Below are 15,863 nucleotides of genomic sequence, written 5' to 3' on the forward strand. Positions count from 1 at the left end.
AGCGGTCCTGACCGGGGGTACCGAAGAGGTACAGGATCAGGTCCTGGTCCAGGGTGATGCGGCCGAAGTCCATCGCCACCGTCGTGGTGGTCTTGCCGCCGGTGTGCGTCAGGTCGTCGATGCCCGCCGAAGCGGACGTCATCACGGCTTCCGTGCGCAGCGGGTTGATCTCCGAAACGGCACCGACGAACGTGGTCTTGCCCACGCCGAAGCCGCCCGCCACCACGATCTTCGCCGACGTGGTGGCCCGGGCCGGACCGCCGCTAGAGCTTCCGAAGTCCACTGAGCACCCTTTCGAGCAGTGTCACATCCGGCGCGCCGCCGGCCTCTCCGTTGCCCGGCTGGTGGATGGCCACCATGCCGGCTTCCGCCAGGTCCGCCACGAGGATCCGGGCCACTCCGAGCGGCATCGACAGCAGCGCCGAGACCTCGGCCACCGACTTGACCTCACGGCAGAGGTGGCAGATCCGCTGGTGCTCCGGGAGCAGCGTCCCCAGGTGCGCCGGGTCGGCCGTGGTGGAGACCAGCGCCTCTATGGCGAGCTGGTACCGCGGCCGGGTCCGGCCACCGGTCATGGCATAGGGACGGACCAGCGGCTGGTCGCCTTCACCGTCGTACGACGCGTGGTGCACTGCGCCGTACGGATCGGGTGAGGCGGGTGGCGGGGTCATGAATCCTCCGGGCGTGACAGCAGGGAGTCGGCTTGCCGTCTGAAGAGGCCGGTGGGGGGCTGGAACGGCCGGACGGGTGGGGGCTGAATTGCGGTACCTGGCGAGATCGTGTCGGTCACCGATTCGTGGCCGCCTAGTGGAGCAGGCTGCCCTGGAGTTCGGCGCGGAGGTCCGGGGTGAGGACGGTGCCCGCGCGGTCGACCAGGAGCGCCATCTCGTACCCGACCAGGCCGATGTCGGCGTCCGGGTGGGCGAGCACGGCCAGTGAGGAGCCGTCCGAGACGGACATCAGGAAGAGGAATCCGCGCTCCATCTCCACCACGGTCTGGCTGACGGCGCCGCCCTCGAAGATCCGGGAGGCGCCCGCGGTCAGCGAGGTGAGCCCGGATGCGACCGCCGCCAGTTGGTCGGCACGGTCCCGCGGGAATCCTTCGGACATGGCCAGCAGGAGTCCGTCGGCGGAGACCACCACCGTGTGCGACACCCCGGGGGTGTTGTCCACGAAGTTGGTGATCAACCAGTTCAGATTCTGCGCGGCCTGACTCATCGGGCTCAACTAACGCTCCTGCTGGTGAGTGGGGCCGAGTGGGAAACTGCCGGTCGACGGGCCGTTGCCGGCCTGCCGACCCTGCTGGATACCCCGGCGGAGATTGGTCAGGCGTCCGCGCACGTCGTCGGGCGCGCGCGAAACCTGAGGACCGGACTGGTGGTTCTGCTGCTGGGCGGTGCCCGGCACCAGATTGGCGCGGGGGACCCGGCGAGGCAGTCCGGAAGTAGTGATTCCACCTGCCGCGGGCTTCTTGACCCGCTCCGCCTGCCGTACGAGTTCGTCGTTCGGCGAGGCGCGCCACGAGCCGGTGCTGCCCGGGTCGCCGCCACCGCGGCGCGGCATGGGCGGAGCAGTGCGCTCCGAGGCGGAGGAGTGCGGGACGGCCGGCGCCTGCGGCTCGGCGGGCGGCTGCTGGCCGCCCTGGTTCGGGCCGTGGAACCAGTTCGTCTCCAGGGTGTCGTACAGCGGTGTACGACCGTCCCCGGGGCCGGACGCGGGAGGCAGCGCCTCGGGCTGCGGCTGCGGCGGAAGAACCGGACGGTACTGCGCCTCCGGCGCCGGCGCGGCAGCCGGACGCGGGGCGCCGAAGTCCGAGGCGTCCCGGCCGTACTGACGCGGCGCGGGCATCTGCCGGTCCGGTGCGGACTGCGGCGCACCGAAGTCCGGGCGGGCGAACTGCGCGGTGCCCGCCGGGTCCTGCTGCTGCGGAGCCTGCGGCCGCGGCGCCGGTGCCGAGAAGTCCGGACGGGCGAACTCCGCGGTGGAGCCGGGGCCCTGACGGTCGTCCGGCTGGGGACGCCGGCCCGCGGGCGGGTTCACCGGCCGCTGGAACTGGCTGGTGGTGTCGGGCTCCTCGTGACCGCGCGGGGCGTCGAGCGGAGTGCGGCGCGGTACGGACGGGTCCTCGGTGCCCCAGCTGGTCGTCTGCGGTCGCTGCGGCTGCGGGTTGCCACCGGGCAGCTCGGCACGCGGGCCGCCGACGGGCGGCAGCTGACGGCCGGGGTTGCCGGGCTGCTGGAAGCCGCCCTGGCCGTCGGGAGCGTTGTACCGGGGCTGCTGCGGCTGCGGAGCCTGCCGGGCCCCCTGGCCGTTCTGCTGGCCGGGCTGACCCGGCCGGCCCTGACCGAACAGATTGTGCTGGCCCTGCTCCGTACGGCCGGAATCGCCCTGGTCGCCGCGGGCGCCGAGGCGGGCACCGCCGCCGAAGGCGCCGGAGAGCCCGCCGCCCTGACGCGGCGGCTCCTGCCGCGAGGTGTCCTGCGGACCGGTGTTCTGGAAACCGGGGTTCTGGAAACCGGCGTTCTGGAAACCGGAGTTCTGCTGGGGCTGCTGGTTCTGCTGAGGCGGCTGTCCCTGCTGACGGGGACCGCTGTCGCGCGCCGGCAGTGCCGCTCGCGGACCGGAGCCCGCGCCGACCTGACCGCGCGATCCACCGGGAGCCGCGCCGAGACTGCGCGCGTCCGTCGCCGACGGCGGGCCGGTGAGGCCCGGACGACCGGCGTTGCCCGCACCCGCGCCGCCGGCGAGCAGGCCGCCCGGGGCGGTCGGCTGCTGACCCGGTGCCTGCTTCGGCCCCGGCTGCTTGCCGCCGTGCGCGACGTCGACGGGGAGCATGACCAGCGCGGTCGTGCCACCGGAGTCGGAGGGCCGCAGCTGGATCCGGATGCCGTGTCGCAGCGACAGCCGGCCGACCACGAACAGACCCATGCGGCGGGAGACCGAGACATCCACGGTGGGCGGCGACGCGAGCCGCTCGTTGATCGCCGCGAGGTCCTCGGGGGAGAGGCCGATGCCGGTGTCGTGGATCTCCACGAGCACCCGGCCGTCGGGCAGTGCGTGACCGGTGACCCGGACCTTCGTCTGGGGCGAGGAGAACGACGTGGCGTTCTCCAGCAGCTCGGCGAGCAGGTGCACGAGGTCGTTGACCACGCGGCCGGCCACCTCGGTGGCGGGAACCGCGGCCAGTTCGATGCGCTCGTACTGCTCCACCTCGGAGGCGGCGGCACGGAGCACGTCGACCAGCGGGACGGGACGGGTCCACCGGCGGCCGGGCTCCTCGCCCGCGAGGACGAGGAGGTTCTCGCCGTTACGGCGCATACGGGTCGCGAGGTGGTCGAGCTTGAAGAGCGAGGAGAGCTGGTCCGGGTCGGCCTCGCGCGACTCCAGCTCGGAGATGAGCGAGAGCTGGCGCTGGATGAGGCCCTGCGAACGCCGCGAGAGGTTGGTGAACATCGCGTTGACGTTGCCCCGGAGGAGGGCCTGCTCGGCGGCGAGGCGGACCGCCTCGCGGTGCACGTCGTCGAAGGCCGCGGCCACCTGGCCGATCTCGTCCCGGGAGTGCACACCGACCGACTCGACCGAGGTGTCGACGTCCTGCGGGTCCGACTCGGAGAGCTGCTTGACGAGCTCGGGCAGACGGTCCTGGGCCACCCGGGTCGCGGTGTCCTGCAGCCGCCGCAGCGAGCGGATCATGGAGCGGGCGACGACGAAGGCGCCGACGAGAGAGACACCGAGCACCAGCAGGATGAGCGCACCGCTGATGATGGCTTCGCGCTTCGACTGGTCGCGGAGCTCGCGGGCCTTCCCCTCCATGTCGCTGAGGAGGGTCTCCTCGATGGTCTTCATCGCCTGGATCTTGGTCGAGCTCTGGTCGTACCAGTCCAGGTACGAACGGCGCGCCGCCCCCGTCATGCCGTAGGGGTTGTCGAGCACCTTCTTGGCGTAGGTGTCCGCGGCCTTGATCTCGGGGTTGCCGTTCTCCAGCGACGCGGTCAGCTCGTCGGCCTGCTGGCCGCTGGCCGAGTACGTCTGCTTGAACGAGTTCATGGCCAGGTCCTCCTTGCGGAGGGCGGCGCGGCCGAACTGCTGGTCGTTCGGGTCGAGGTGAGCTTCCTTGTTGTTGCCCCCCGGCAGCGCCGCGGCGATGATCGCCCGCTGGACCGACGCGTACTCCTTGGCGGAGGAGAAGGCCGCCAGGGCGCGGGTCCGCTTGATCATTTCCGGGTTGCTGGTCGCCTGCGCCATGTCCTGCGAGAGGCTCAGCAGCGAGGTGATCAGCTGGCTGTACTGGTCGACGGTCTGGAGGCTCGGGCTGCCGTGCTCGTACGCGGTGTTGCGGATGTCGCGGATCCGGCCGAGCTGGACGGCGATCTGGCTGACGCTCGCGTGGATGGACTCCAGCGCGTCGTCGCCCTCACCGTCGCCGATCGCGTTCGTCGCGTCGAGGAAGGCGGACTTCGCGCGGTCGGTCTTCTTCCGCGGCTCGGTGACCTTGAAGTCGTCGGCCTTCACACCGTTGGACAGCGGACCCGCCGACCGGTCGCGCTCCTCCTGGAGCGCCTGGGCGAGCGAGGTCGCCTGCTTGGTCATCTTGGTGAGCAGCTGCATGTGGTCCAGCTGCTGCATGTCGTTCATGGAGTCGTTGATGCGCAGACCACCGAGCGTGGTCGCGGCGACTACCGGAAGAGCGAGCAGGGAGACCAGACGGGTGCTGATGCGCCAGTTGCGGAGAGCCACCCGCGAACCCGTGCTGACGGTGCCCCGGGGCCTGGCCGAGGTGACCGGTTCGGTGCCGCTGTTCGCCGTGGCACCTGAACGCGGGGCACGGTCGTTGCTGTCGCCGGCCGCGGCCGGTCCGGGGTTCTGGGCGTGCTGGGGCGAGGAACCGCGGTCGGTCCCGCCGCGCGGCTCCTGTTCCGCCGCAGCGCTGCCATCCCTCTTGAAACGTCCCTGCACTAGCGTCGCAACCTCTGGACCAGGCGTCCCTCCGCCTGAACGGGCGGGACGGTGTCGGCGTCGTGGGGCGTACTGCGTGCCCCATGGTGGTCGTGAGTGGCCGGCGCTCTTCCCCTTCCCGCCGCCACTCGGCGCTGTCATGCGCCCCCTGCGCGCCGGCCTGAAACCCGCGGCGGTGCGTGGAATTCCAGCACAGTGCCGGATCTCCAACAAGGCCCTTGTACCGGGCTGTGACCTTGGTGACGTGGGGTGATGGCCGGGTTACAAGCCGTGGAGAGTGTTCACGGTCAAAATGGATGATTGCTGACTAATCAGGTAGATGTGGAGGGTGTCCCAGTCGACATGATCAGGAGCGGAATGATTCATTCAGTGATGCAATGTCCGTTTCTCCGGCCCGAATTGACCGCCCGGAATGGGCGCTTTGTCGCCACCGCCGTGAGCAAACTCACACGATGATCGCCGTCTCATCCGGGGCTCCCGAGGGAATTGGATGTTTAGCCTGACGCTTTACAGGGATGGCAAATCCGACAACCAGCGCCCCTTCGGGCGGCGCCCCTACCGACAGGGTCCGAACGGCAGATGAAGACGACGATGATGTTCCGCAACATTGCCAACCCCCGGCGCACCACGCTGGCGCACCTCAAGGACGCCGAAGCGGTGCAGATGCCGGAGCAGCCGGAACACGCCGTCGACCTGCCGACGCAGACGGCCAACCCGCGTCGCACCGTCCTCATGGTCGCCCCGGCGGCAGCGGCCGCCGCGACCGCCGAGTAATACGCGCGGTTGTCCCCCTCACCCGCGTTAGCCTGGAGCGTCAGTCTTCAGCCAGCCAGCAAGTGAGGGGCGACAGCATCCCGTGCGCATCGCCAGGTTCTCCATCGACGGCAATGTCGCCTTCGGCGCGGTCGAGGGCGACGGCACCGTCGACTCCGGTGACCTCGTACTCGACATCATCAAGGGCATTCCGTACGCCGACTTCGAGCTCTCCGGCACCAAGGTCCCGCTGAGCAAGGTCCGGCTGCTGCCGCCCGTGCTCCCCAACAAGGTCGTGGCCATCGGCCGCAACTACGCGGAGCACGCCGCCGAACTCGGCAACGAGGTCCCGGACGTACCGGTCGCCTTCTTCAAGCCCACCACCTCGGTGATCGGCTCCGGGGACGCCATCGAGTACCCCTCCTTCTCCGACGAGGTGCATTACGAGGCGGAGCTGGCCGTGGTCATCGGCCGTATGTGCCGCGAAGTGCCGCGTGAGCGCGTCAAGGACGTCATCTTCGGCTACACCTGCGCCAATGACGTCACCGCCCGCGACGCCCAGAAGCGTGAGAAGCAGTGGGCCCGGGCCAAGGGCTTCGACACGTCCTGCCCGCTCGGCCCCTGGGTGGAGACCGACCTCGACCCCGGTGACCTCACCATCCAGGCCACGGTCAACGGCGAGCAACGCCAGCTGGGCCGGACGAGCGAAATGATCCGCTCCATCGAGGACCTGGTCGTCCACATCACGGAGGCCATGACGCTGCTTCCGGGCGACGTGATCCTCACCGGCACTCCGGCAGGGGTCGGGCCCCTGCACGTCGGCGACGAGGTCGCCGTCACCATCGAAGGCATCGGCACTCTCACCAACAAGGTGATCAAGCGTGGCTAATACGAACTCCCCCAAGCTCTCGGCTTCGCCCGGGCAGGGGGTAACCCCCCGCGTACGGTTCTGTCCCTCCCCGACCGGCAACCCCCACGTGGGCCTGGTCCGCACGGCCCTGTTCAACTGGGCCTTCGCCCGGCACCACGGCGGCACCCTGGTCTTCCGCATCGAGGACACCGACGCGGCCCGCGACTCCGAGGACTCGTACAACCAGCTGCTCGACTCGATGCGCTGGCTCGGCTTCGACTGGGACGAGGGCCCCGAGGTCGGCGGCCCGCACGCGCCGTACCGGCAGTCGCAGCGCATGGACATCTACCGGGATGTCGCCGAGAAGCTCCTGGCCGGCGGGTACGCGTACCACTGCTACTGCACCACCGAGGAGCTCGACACCCGTCGCGACGCCGCCCGCGCCGCCGGCAAGCCGTCCGGCTACGACGGCCACTGCCGTGACCTGACCGCGGAGCAGACCGCCGCGTACGAGGCCGAGGGCCGGACGTCCATCGTCCGCTTCCGGATGCCCGACGAGGCGCTCACCTTCACGGACCTGGTCCGCGGCGAGCTGACCTTCCAGCCGGAGAACGTGCCGGACTACGGCATCGTCCGGGCCAACGGCGCTCCGCTCTACACGCTGGTCAACCCGGTCGACGACGCGCTGATGGAGATCACCCACGTCCTGCGCGGCGAGGACCTGCTCTCCTCCACGCCGCGTCAGATCGCCCTCTACAAGGCGCTGATCGAGCTCGGCATCGCCAAGGACACCCCTGTGTTCGGGCACCTGCCGTACGTCATGGGCGAGGGGAACAAGAAGCTCTCCAAGCGCGACCCGCAGGCCTCGCTCAACCTCTACCGCGAGCGCGGCTTCATCCCCGAGGGACTGCTCAACTACCTCTCCCTGCTGGGCTGGTCGATCGCCGAGGACCGCGACATCTTCTCCATCGACGAGATGGTCGCCGCGTTCGACATCGAGGACGTCAACGCCAACCCGGCGCGCTTCGACCTGAAGAAGTGCGAGCACGTCAACGCCGAGCACGTACGCAGGCTCGATGTGAAGACGTTCACCGAGGCGTGCGGCCCCTGGCTGAAGGCGCCGTTCGCCCCCTGGGCCCCGGAGGCCTTCGACGCCGCCCGGTTCGAGGCGATCGCCCCGTACGCGCAGACCCGGGTCACCGTCCTCTCGGAGATCACGGCCAACGTCGACTTCCTCTTCCTCGACGAGCCGGCCGAGGACGAGGCGTCCTGGACCAAGGCCATGAAGGAGGGCTCCGACGCCCTGCTCGTCACCGCCCGCGCCAATCTGGTGGCGGCCGAGTGGAACGCCGAGGCACTGAAGAACGCCATCCTCGCCGCCGGTGAGGAGCACGGGCTGAAGCTCGGCAAGGCCCAGGCCCCGGTCCGCGTCGCCGTCACCGGCCGCACGATCGGCCTGCCGCTCTTCGAGTCCCTGGAGATCCTGGGCCGCGAGAAGACCCTGGCGCGGATCGACGCCGCTCTGGCCAAGCTGGCCGCGTAGGCGTCTCGGCTGTGCCCGCAGGGGGCGGTCACCGGTTCTGCCGGTGGCCGCCCCCTGCCGCATGTACTGCATGCACCCGACGGTCCCGTCGGGCCCCCGGGGCGGCGCTCGACGGCTTGGGGGTGTTCCCGTGCGCACGCGTCCCGGCCGTGCGCCGGCCGGGCGGTAGCCTGGCCGTATGCCGATCCGAGCCGTGCTCTGGGACATCGACGACACGATCTTCGACTACACGGGCGCCGACCGCATCGGCATGCGGAAGCATCTGGAGAACGAGGGCCTGCCCGAGGGACACACGTCCGCCGGGCAGGCCCTCGACGCGTGGCGGGCGATCACCGACGCGCACTGGGCGCGCTTCGCCGCGGGGGAGACCGACTTCCAGGAGCAGCGCCGGGACCGGGTCCGCGAGTTCCTGGGACGGCCGCTCACGGCCGCGGAGGCCGACGAGTGGTTCTCCCGGCACGTCGTGCACTACGAGGCCGCCTGGTCGCTCTTCCCGGATGCCGTGCCGGCCCTCGACGCGCTGGCCGGCCGCTACCGGCAGGCCGTCCTGTCGAACTCCAGCATCCTCAACCAGGACCGCAAGCTGCGCACCCTCGGGGTACGGGACCGGTTCGAGGCGGTGGTGTGCGCCGTGGAGCTCGGCATCTCCAAGCCGGCGGCCGGGGCCTTCCATGCCGCCTGCGACACGCTCGGGCTGCGGCCGCAGGAGGTCGTGTACGTCGGGGACCACCCGGACATCGACGCGGCGGGGGCCGAGGCGGCCGGGCTGGCGGGGGTCTGGCTGGACCGGGGCGGGCGCGGTGGACGGCCCGATCTGATGCGGATCACCGGCCTCGACCAGCTGCCGGCGCTGCTGGCGGGCAATACCCGTTTTGGAGCGTCGGACACCTTCGGGTAATGTTCTTTCTGCGCCGCCCGAGCGGGCCGAAAGATCCGGCCGGGAAGCGCAAGCCGAACAAAATCCCCTCTGGGGGTTGAGTTTTGGTGGGCTATGGTGTAATTGGCAACACTACGGTTTCTGGTACCGTCATTCTAGGTTCGAGTCCTGGTAGCCCAGCGCAGAGCTTCATCTGTAAAACACGCCCCCGTTGTGTAGCGGCCTAGCACGCTGCCCTCTCACGGCAGTAGCGCCGGTTCGAATCCGGTCGGGGGTACAACAGAGCAGGAAACCAAGGGCCCTTCACTCCGGTGCGGGGCCCTTGGTCGTGCGCCGATGCCTGTCGGGCCCGCCGCGCCCGGGCGCGCTCAGAGGCCGTACCGCCGGTTCGACTCCTCCTCCTGCGCCAGTCGGCGCAGCGACAGCAGCAGCGGTTCGTAGAGCACGACCGAGGCGACCGCCATCTCCACCTGCTCCGCCCCCGCCGGGTAGGACTCCATCATGTCGAGGTCGCGGACGGCGACTTGCTCCATGAGACGGGCCTGCTCGGCCAAGTAGTCGATGTCACAGGGATATCCGAGCCGGACGAGCGTGGCCGTCGAGGCGACCAGCGCGCGGTACGTGGGGTCCAGCGAGCCGAGCTCCCGTACGAACGCCCAGCCCAGCCGGTCGAGAAGCCGGTCGACCTCGCGGCGGGCGGTGGCTGTCTCCGGGGCGTCGTCGTCGGGTTCGGGGCCGTGCGGCAGCGACCAGAGGGCGGCGCCCAGCCGGATCGTGCGGCCCAGCGATTCGTCGTCGACATGGGCCAGCACCTCGCGGGCCGTCGCCACCGGCAGCCGGCCGACCTGGATCAGCGCCCGCACCAGACGCAGCCGGCGCAGATGGCTCCCGTCGTAGTCGGCCTGGGTCGCGCTGACCCGCTCGCCGGGCGCCAGCAGCCCCTCGCGCAGGTAGTACTTGATCGTCGCCGTCGAGACGCCGCTCTGCTCACTCAGTTCCGAGAGTCGCATGTTCCGTGCCTTCCCTTGCGCCGCCTCTTGGGCAGTGCCACTATCCAATCATTGGATAGTGGCACTCTCCAACTAGGACCAGGGGGCACGGGATGTTTGCGAAGCCGATTGCCGGGCGGACGACCGCGGCAGCGGAGGGCGAGGTGGTCGTGCTGCTCATCGGGATGCGCATCAACCACTTCTGGGGCGTGCACCACTGGCTGCCGGTGCTCGCGGCAATGCCGCGCATGCTGCGGGAGTTGAGCAGGGACCGGAGCAGCGGGCTGCTCGGCTACACGCTGCTGTCCGGTTCGCCGAGGACGTACTACGTCGTCCAGTACTGGGAGTCGAGGGAGAAGCTCTACGCGTACGCGAGCGCTCCCGACATGTTCCACCGCAAGGCCTGGGCGGCGATGAACCGCAAGGAGAAGAAGTCCCGGCAGCATGTCGGGCTCTGGCACGAGACGTACATGGCGCCCGAGGGCTCGTACGAGTCGATCTACGCCGACATGCCCCCGTACGGACTGGCTGCGGCGACCGGTGTGCTGCCGGTCGAGGGGCGAGGCCGCCGGGCGGCGGACCGTCTCGCGCACCGCTCGTCCACGGAACGGAAGGGTTGAGAGGGGCCGCCACGACGCTGGGGCGGCCGGGAGAGGTCTGGAGGGACGGAGGTGACGGAGTGCGGGTCCTGTCAGCCGGTGCGGCGCAGGGCCTCGCTCAGCCGGGCGGCCGAGTCGATGACGGCCTGGGCGTGCATCCGGCCCGGGTGGCGGGTCAGCCGCTCGATCGGTCCGGATACCGAGACCGCGGCGACGACCCGGTTCGACGGCCCGCGCACCGGCGCCGAGACCGAGGCGACGCCCGGCTCCCGCTCGCCGATCGACTGGGCCCAGCCCCGGCGCCGCACGCCGGAGAGCGCCGTCGCCGTGAAGCGGGCGCCCTGGAGGCCGCGGTGCAGGCGCTCCGGCTCCTCCCACGCCATCAGGATCTGGGCGGAGGAGCCCGCCTTCATGGTGAGCGTGGACCCCACCGGGACGGTGTCCCGGAGTCCGGACAGCCGTTCCGCGGCCGCCACACAGATCCGCATGTCGCCCTGCCGGCGGTAGAGCTGCGCGCTCTCGCCGGTGACGTCCCGCAGGTGCGTGAGTACCGGGCCTGCCGTCGCCAGCAGGCGGTCCTCGCCGGCCGCGGCCGCGAGCTCCGCCAGTCTCGGGCCGAGGATGAACCGGCCCTGCATGTCCCTCGCCACCATCCGGTGGTGTTCCAGTGCCACGGCCAGTCGATGTGCCGTGGGTCGTGCGAGCCCGGTCGCCGCGACCAGCCCGGCGAGGGTGGCCGGACCGGACTCCAGGGCGCTCAATACCAGAGCTGCCTTGTCGAGAACGCCGACGCCGCTAGAGTTGTCCATACGACGATACTCGCGTCTCACTCTGTGAAACGCAAGTTCAATTTTCGCCGGAAGTTGCGAACCTGTAGGGGCGGCCGCACAACGGCCCGTAGCCACCGCCCCGCTCGGGGGGCCGGACGGCGGCGCACCGAATCTCTAGTTGGGCCGGCGAGGATGCCGGCCGGAGGGAAAGCGATGGGTAGGACACTCGCGGAGAAGGTCTGGGACGACCACGTCGTCCGGCGCGCGGACGGCGAGCCCGATCTTCTCTTCATCGATCTGCACCTCCTGCACGAGGTGACCAGCCCCCAGGCCTTCGACGGCCTCCGGCAGGCCGGACGCCGGGTGCGGCGCCTCGACCTCACCATCGCCACCGAGGACCACAACACCCCGACCCTCGACATCGACAAGCCGATCGCCGACCCGGTCTCGCGTGCCCAGCTGGAGACGCTGCGCAAGAACTGCGCGGAGTTCGGCGTACGGCTGCACCCGCTCGGCGACGTCGAGCAGGGCGTCGTGCACGTGGTCGGCCCGCAGCTGGGTCTGACCCAGCCCGGAACCACGGTCGTCTGCGGTGACTCCCACACCTCCACGCACGGTGCCTTCGGCGCGCTGGCGTTCGGTATCGGCACCAGCCAGGTCGAGCACGTGCTGGCCACCCAGACGCTACCGCTGGCCCGCCCGAAGACCATGGCGATCACCATCGACGGCGAACTGCCCGACGGTGTCACGGCCAAGGACCTGATCCTCGCGATCATCGCCCGGATCGGCACCGGCGGCGGCCAGGGCTACATCCTCGAATACCGCGGCTCCGCCATCGAGAAGCTCTCGATGGAGGCCCGGATGACCATCTGCAACATGTCGATCGAGGCAGGCGCGCGGGCCGGCATGATCGCCCCGGACGGGACCACGTTCGACTACCTGAAGGGCCGCGACCACGCCCCGCAGGGCGAGGACTGGGACGCCGCCGTCGCGTACTGGAAGACGCTGCGCACGGACGACGACGCGGTCTTCGACGCCGAGGTCGTCATCGACGCCGCCGAACTGGCGCCGTTCGTCACCTGGGGCACCAACCCCGGCCAGGGCGCACCCCTGTCGGCGAACGTCCCCGACCCGGCTTCGTACGAGGACGCCTCGGAGCGGAACGCCGCCGAAAAGGCCCTGGAATACATGGGGTTGACCGCCGGACAGTCGCTGCGCGAGATCAGTGTCGACACCGTCTTCGTAGGCTCCTGCACCAACGGCCGGATCGAGGACCTGCGCAACGCGGCCGCAGTGCTGGACGGCCGTAAAGTCGCCGACGGCGTACGGATGCTGGTCGTCCCGGGTTCGGTCCGGGTCGCCCTGCAGGCCGTCGAGGAGGGCCTGGACAAGGTCTTCACCGCCGCCGGCGCCGAATGGCGGCACGCGGGCTGCTCGATGTGCCTCGGCATGAATCCGGACCAGCTGGCCCCCGGTGAGCGCTCCGCGTCGACCTCGAACCGCAACTTCGAGGGCCGGCAGGGCAAGGGCGGCCGCACCCACCTGGTCTCCCCGCAGGTCGCCGCCGCCACCGCCGTGCTGGGCCACCTGGCCTCGCCGGCCGACCTGTCCGACGCCCTTACGTCCGCCGGAGTCTGAGAATCATGGAAGCTTTCACCGCACACACCGGCCGGGCCGTCCCGCTGCGCCGCAGCAACGTCGACACCGACCAGATCATCCCCGCCCACTGGCTGAAGAAGGTCACCCGCGACGGATTCGAGGACGGGCTCTTCGAGGCCTGGCGCAAGGACCCCGAGTTCGTCCTCAACCGGCCCGAGCGGGACGGTGCCACGGTCCTGGTGGCCGGTCCCGACTTCGGCACCGGGTCGTCCCGTGAGCACGCCGTCTGGGCACTTCAGAACTACGGCTTCAAGACCGTCATCTCCTCCCGCTTCGCCGACATCTTCCGCGGCAACTCGCTGAAGAACGGTCTGCTGACCGTCGTGCTCGACCAGAAGGTCGTCGACGCGCTCTGGGAGCTGACCGAGGCCGACCCGACGGCCGAGATCACCGTCGACCTGGAGGCGCGCCAGGTCCGGGCCGAGGGCGTCACCGCCGACTTCGAGCTCGACGAGAACGCCCGCTGGCGCCTGCTGAACGGGCTGGACGACATCAGCCTCACCCTTCAGAACGAAGGGGACATTGCGACTTATGAGGCGGCAAGGCCGACCTTCAAGCCGCGTACAATTAACGCCTGAGCAGCGCGTTTCCAGGACTGCGCCCCCTGCCTTCTGGTAGGGGGCGCAGTCGCTTGTTGAGACCCCGTCGGGCGACAACTCGCCCCAGATGGCACAATCGGTGCATGGAACGCGACAGCCAACTCAAGCTTTACGGCCAAGTCGCCGACCGATTGAAGGAAGCGCACGCAAGAGTGCGCGCACTGCAAGTCCCGGAGGGCGTAAGGATGGCGCTGTCCCGGAAGCTGTTGGTCGTCACGGCCGCGGCGAAGCACGATCTACCGGATGCGGCAAGGCGTCTGGACCGGTTGATGAAGGACCTCGATGAGGGCCGATTCCCCGAAGGTGACTGACTCTGCGGAACTGCGCAGCGGTCGACTTCGTTGCGGCACTAGGGTGATTAGCCCGTTTCGTGTTTGATTTGCGGTATATATCTGCCTAACGTGCGAAAACGCTTGAACACTTTCGTTCTGGCAATGTCTCCGAAGGGGAAGACGTGAACAAGGCGCAGCTCGTAGAAGCGATTGCCGACAAGGTCGGCGGCCGCCAGCAGGCCGCGGACGCCGTCGACGTGGTACTCGACGCGATCGTCCGTGCAGTCGTCGCCGGGGACCGTGTCTCGGTCACCGGCTTCGGTTCGTTCGAGAAGGTCGACCGTCCGGCCCGCTACGCCCGCAACCCGCAGACGGGTGAGCGCGTCCGGGTCAAGAAGACCTCGGTGCCCCGCTTCCGCGCGGGACAGGGCTTCAAGGACCTGGTGAGCGGCTCGAAGAAGCTCCCCAAGAACGACGTGGCCGTCAAGAAGGCCCCCAAGGGCAGCCTCTCGGGCGGTGCTTCCACCCGTACGACCACCAAGGCCGCGGCCAAGAAGGCCACCGCCAAGAAGGCCACGGCGAAGAAGGCCACCGCCAAGAAGACCGTGACCGCGGCGAAGACCACCGCGGCGGCCAAGAAGACCACCGCGAAGAAGACCACCGCGGCGGCCAAGAAGGCCACGCCGGCCGCGAAGAAGACCACGGCCGCGGCGGCGAAGAAGACGACGACCGCCAAGAAGGCCGTCGCCAGCAAGACCGCGCCCGCCAAGAAGGCCACCGCGAAGAAGGCGCCCGCGAAGAAGACCACGGCGCGCAAGACCACGGCGAAGAAGGCCGTCGCACGGAAGAAGTGAGACCGAGCAGCGCAGGGCTACTCACACGCGCCGGGCCGGGCTCCCCTCGGGGAGCCCGGCCCGCGGGCTGTCCGGGGGCCGTTGCCGGCCGCCCCTCAGAACGTCTGCAGCGTCACCAGGGTGATCCGCCGTTCCGCACCCTCGCCCGCGACCTCGATCCTTACCCGCTGCCCGGGCCGCAGCAGCCGCAGACCGCCCGCGTCGAAGGCCGGTGCGTCGAACTCCACCGGGGTGCCGTCGTCGAGCAGCACACTGCCGGTGCGGGTCTCGGGGTCGTACGTGTACGAGGTCGCCTGCATGGACGGGAGCCTATCGGTCTCCCACGGGCACGTCCGCGGCCAGGCAGCCCACGGTGTGCGGGCCCACGCCGAGGGCCAGTGCAGCCCGCAGGTCGTCGCCGGTGTCCACGTCCCGGCGGACCGAATCGATACCGGCGGACGTGATTTCCACGGCACCGGACACCAGATGCCGGGCCCGTGACGGGCCACCGAAATCCGGACGCAATTCCACCCCTGCCGAAGCCGACAGAAATGTCGTGCCGACCACCGCCGAATCCGCAACAAATGTGCGAGGGAATTCGGCGGCGAAATCGAATACCCGGGACAATTCCGCGGGGCGCAGTGCGGGCAGATCCGCGTTGAGCGCGGCGACCGCCGCGGCGGGCCGCCGGTCCCGTGCCGCCCGCGCACCGTGGACCAGGGCCGCGTTGAGTCCGGCGCCCGGTCGGTCGGGGACGACGAGCGCCCCGAGCTCCGTGAGCGCCGCCGCGGCCACCGGGTCGTCCGTGACGACCACCACATCCCGCACGGCCCGGCAGGCCAGGGCGGCGGCCACGGTGTCCTGGGCGAAGGCCAGTGCGAGCCGGGGGCGCAACAGGGCGCCGGTCGCCTGCGTCAGCCTGCTCTTGGCCCGTGCCAGCGGCTTCAGCGGGACGACCAGGGACCACAGCCCGGTCCGGTCGGTGTTCGTGGCGGCCTCCCCCTCGATACGCGTCGCCGCTCATTCTCGCCTGTCGGTGCGACATCCCGGAGGGGCGGCCCCGGGGGCGGGGCGTACGGTGTTCTCGACAGAGCAGGGGCCTGGGGCGAGACTTGACCGCCCACAGGCAGACAAGCACGTCAGGTCCGTAGAGGAAGGTGTCC

The 15,863-nt window shown here is 70.1% G+C and carries 17 protein-coding genes and 2 tRNA genes; 11 read left to right on the plus strand and 8 right to left on the minus strand.

Annotated features, from left to right (window positions below; all coding sequences use genetic code 11):
* The 4 genes from ACFVXE_RS34265 to ACFVXE_RS34280 all read right to left on the minus strand — a co-directional run.
* Positions 1 to 283: ATP/GTP-binding protein (locus tag ACFVXE_RS34265; RefSeq protein WP_389677134.1), on the minus strand; the 283-nt coding region annotated here is incomplete at its 3' end.
* Positions 264 to 671, minus strand: a complete 408-nt coding sequence (locus tag ACFVXE_RS34270; protein ID WP_389677135.1) for a DUF742 domain-containing protein — start codon at positions 669 to 671, stop codon at positions 264 to 266. The genes ACFVXE_RS34265 and ACFVXE_RS34270, both read right to left, overlap by 20 nt.
* A 133-nt stretch (positions 672 to 804) precedes the next feature.
* Positions 805 to 1,218, minus strand: a complete 414-nt coding sequence (locus tag ACFVXE_RS34275; protein WP_024495006.1) for a roadblock/LC7 domain-containing protein — start codon at positions 1,216 to 1,218, stop codon at positions 805 to 807.
* A gap of 9 nt (positions 1,219 to 1,227) precedes the next feature.
* Positions 1,228 to 4,956 carry a nitrate- and nitrite sensing domain-containing protein gene (locus tag ACFVXE_RS34280; RefSeq protein ID WP_389677136.1) on the minus strand — a complete coding sequence of 1,243 codons (3,729 nt, stop codon included), beginning with the start codon at positions 4,954 to 4,956 and terminating at the stop codon, positions 1,228 to 1,230.
* Positions 4,957 to 5,535: 579 nt separating this feature from the next.
* On the opposite strand from ACFVXE_RS34280, the gene ACFVXE_RS34285 reads away from it, so the two are divergent.
* The 6 genes from ACFVXE_RS34285 (at position 5,536) to ACFVXE_RS34310 (ending at position 9,256) form a co-directional block, all read left to right on the plus strand.
* A complete protein-coding gene (locus ACFVXE_RS34285; protein WP_389677137.1) occupies positions 5,536 to 5,730 on the plus strand; it encodes a hypothetical protein in 195 nt (64 codons plus the stop codon).
* Positions 5,731 to 5,812: 82 nt separating this feature from the next.
* Positions 5,813 to 6,598, plus strand: a complete 786-nt coding sequence (locus ACFVXE_RS34290; protein ID WP_389677139.1) for a fumarylacetoacetate hydrolase family protein — start codon at positions 5,813 to 5,815, stop codon at positions 6,596 to 6,598.
* On the plus strand, positions 6,591 to 8,102 hold the full coding sequence (gltX, locus tag ACFVXE_RS34295) for a glutamate--tRNA ligase (protein ID WP_389677140.1): 1,512 nt from the start codon (positions 6,591 to 6,593) through the stop codon (positions 8,100 to 8,102). The genes ACFVXE_RS34290 and gltX overlap by 8 nt, the downstream gene beginning before the upstream one ends.
* A 178-nt stretch (positions 8,103 to 8,280) precedes the next feature.
* A complete protein-coding gene (locus ACFVXE_RS34300) occupies positions 8,281 to 9,000 on the plus strand; it encodes an HAD family hydrolase (protein ID WP_389677142.1) in 720 nt (239 codons plus the stop codon).
* Positions 9,001 to 9,087: 87 nt separating this feature from the next.
* Positions 9,088 to 9,159, plus strand: a tRNA-Gln gene (locus ACFVXE_RS34305).
* A 24-nt stretch (positions 9,160 to 9,183) separates the two neighbouring features.
* A tRNA-Glu gene (locus ACFVXE_RS34310) sits at positions 9,184 to 9,256 on the plus strand.
* 91 nt (positions 9,257 to 9,347) lie between these two features.
* Here the strand turns inward: ACFVXE_RS34310 and ACFVXE_RS34315 are convergent.
* On the minus strand, positions 9,348 to 9,989 hold the full coding sequence (locus ACFVXE_RS34315; protein WP_389677144.1) for a MerR family transcriptional regulator: 642 nt from the start codon (positions 9,987 to 9,989) through the stop codon (positions 9,348 to 9,350).
* A gap of 92 nt (positions 9,990 to 10,081) precedes the next feature.
* Here ACFVXE_RS34315 and ACFVXE_RS34320 point away from each other — a divergent pair, with 92 nt between their 5' ends.
* Positions 10,082 to 10,588 (plus strand): DUF4188 domain-containing protein, encoded by a 507-nt coding sequence (locus tag ACFVXE_RS34320; RefSeq protein ID WP_389677146.1) that lies wholly within the window; start codon positions 10,082 to 10,084, stop codon positions 10,586 to 10,588.
* Between the two features lie 71 nt (positions 10,589 to 10,659).
* On the opposite strand, the gene ndgR is transcribed toward ACFVXE_RS34320, so the two are convergent.
* Positions 10,660 to 11,376, minus strand: coding sequence for an IclR family transcriptional regulator NdgR (gene ndgR, locus ACFVXE_RS34325; RefSeq protein ID WP_075031172.1), 717 nt, complete (start codon positions 11,374 to 11,376; stop codon positions 10,660 to 10,662).
* A gap of 174 nt (positions 11,377 to 11,550) precedes the next feature.
* Here ndgR and leuC point away from each other — a divergent pair, with 174 nt between their 5' ends.
* The 4 genes from leuC to ACFVXE_RS34345 all read left to right on the plus strand — a co-directional run bounded on the left by leuC (position 11,551) and on the right by ACFVXE_RS34345 (position 14,721).
* Entirely contained in the window at positions 11,551 to 12,975 is a 1,425-nt protein-coding gene (gene leuC / locus ACFVXE_RS34330) for a 3-isopropylmalate dehydratase large subunit (RefSeq protein ID WP_389677148.1), read from the plus strand.
* Between the two features lie 5 nt (positions 12,976 to 12,980).
* The gene (leuD, locus tag ACFVXE_RS34335; RefSeq protein ID WP_389677149.1) at positions 12,981 to 13,574 is read left to right on the plus strand and encodes a 3-isopropylmalate dehydratase small subunit; all 594 of its coding nucleotides are present in this window, start codon (positions 12,981 to 12,983) and stop codon (positions 13,572 to 13,574) included.
* Positions 13,575 to 13,678: 104 nt separating this feature from the next.
* Positions 13,679 to 13,906, plus strand: coding sequence for a hypothetical protein (locus ACFVXE_RS34340; protein WP_266924228.1), 228 nt, complete (start codon positions 13,679 to 13,681; stop codon positions 13,904 to 13,906).
* 143 nt (positions 13,907 to 14,049) lie between these two features.
* Positions 14,050 to 14,721 (plus strand): HU family DNA-binding protein, encoded by a 672-nt coding sequence (locus ACFVXE_RS34345; RefSeq protein ID WP_389677151.1) that lies wholly within the window; start codon positions 14,050 to 14,052, stop codon positions 14,719 to 14,721.
* Between the two features lie 95 nt (positions 14,722 to 14,816).
* Here the strand turns inward: ACFVXE_RS34345 and ACFVXE_RS34350 are convergent, their stop codons facing one another.
* Both ACFVXE_RS34350 and cofC read right to left on the minus strand, forming a co-directional pair.
* Entirely contained in the window at positions 14,817 to 15,020 is a 204-nt protein-coding gene (locus tag ACFVXE_RS34350; protein WP_389677153.1) for a hypothetical protein, read from the minus strand.
* 10 nt (positions 15,021 to 15,030) lie between these two features.
* Positions 15,031 to 15,708 (minus strand): 2-phospho-L-lactate guanylyltransferase, encoded by a 678-nt coding sequence (gene cofC, locus ACFVXE_RS34355; protein WP_389677180.1) that lies wholly within the window; start codon positions 15,706 to 15,708, stop codon positions 15,031 to 15,033.
* Positions 15,709 to 15,863 lie beyond the last annotated feature (155 nt).

Origin of the sequence: Streptomyces sp. NPDC058231 (genome assembly GCF_042882275.1) — a bacterium.
GTDB lineage: Bacteria > Actinomycetota > Actinomycetes > Streptomycetales > Streptomycetaceae > Streptomyces.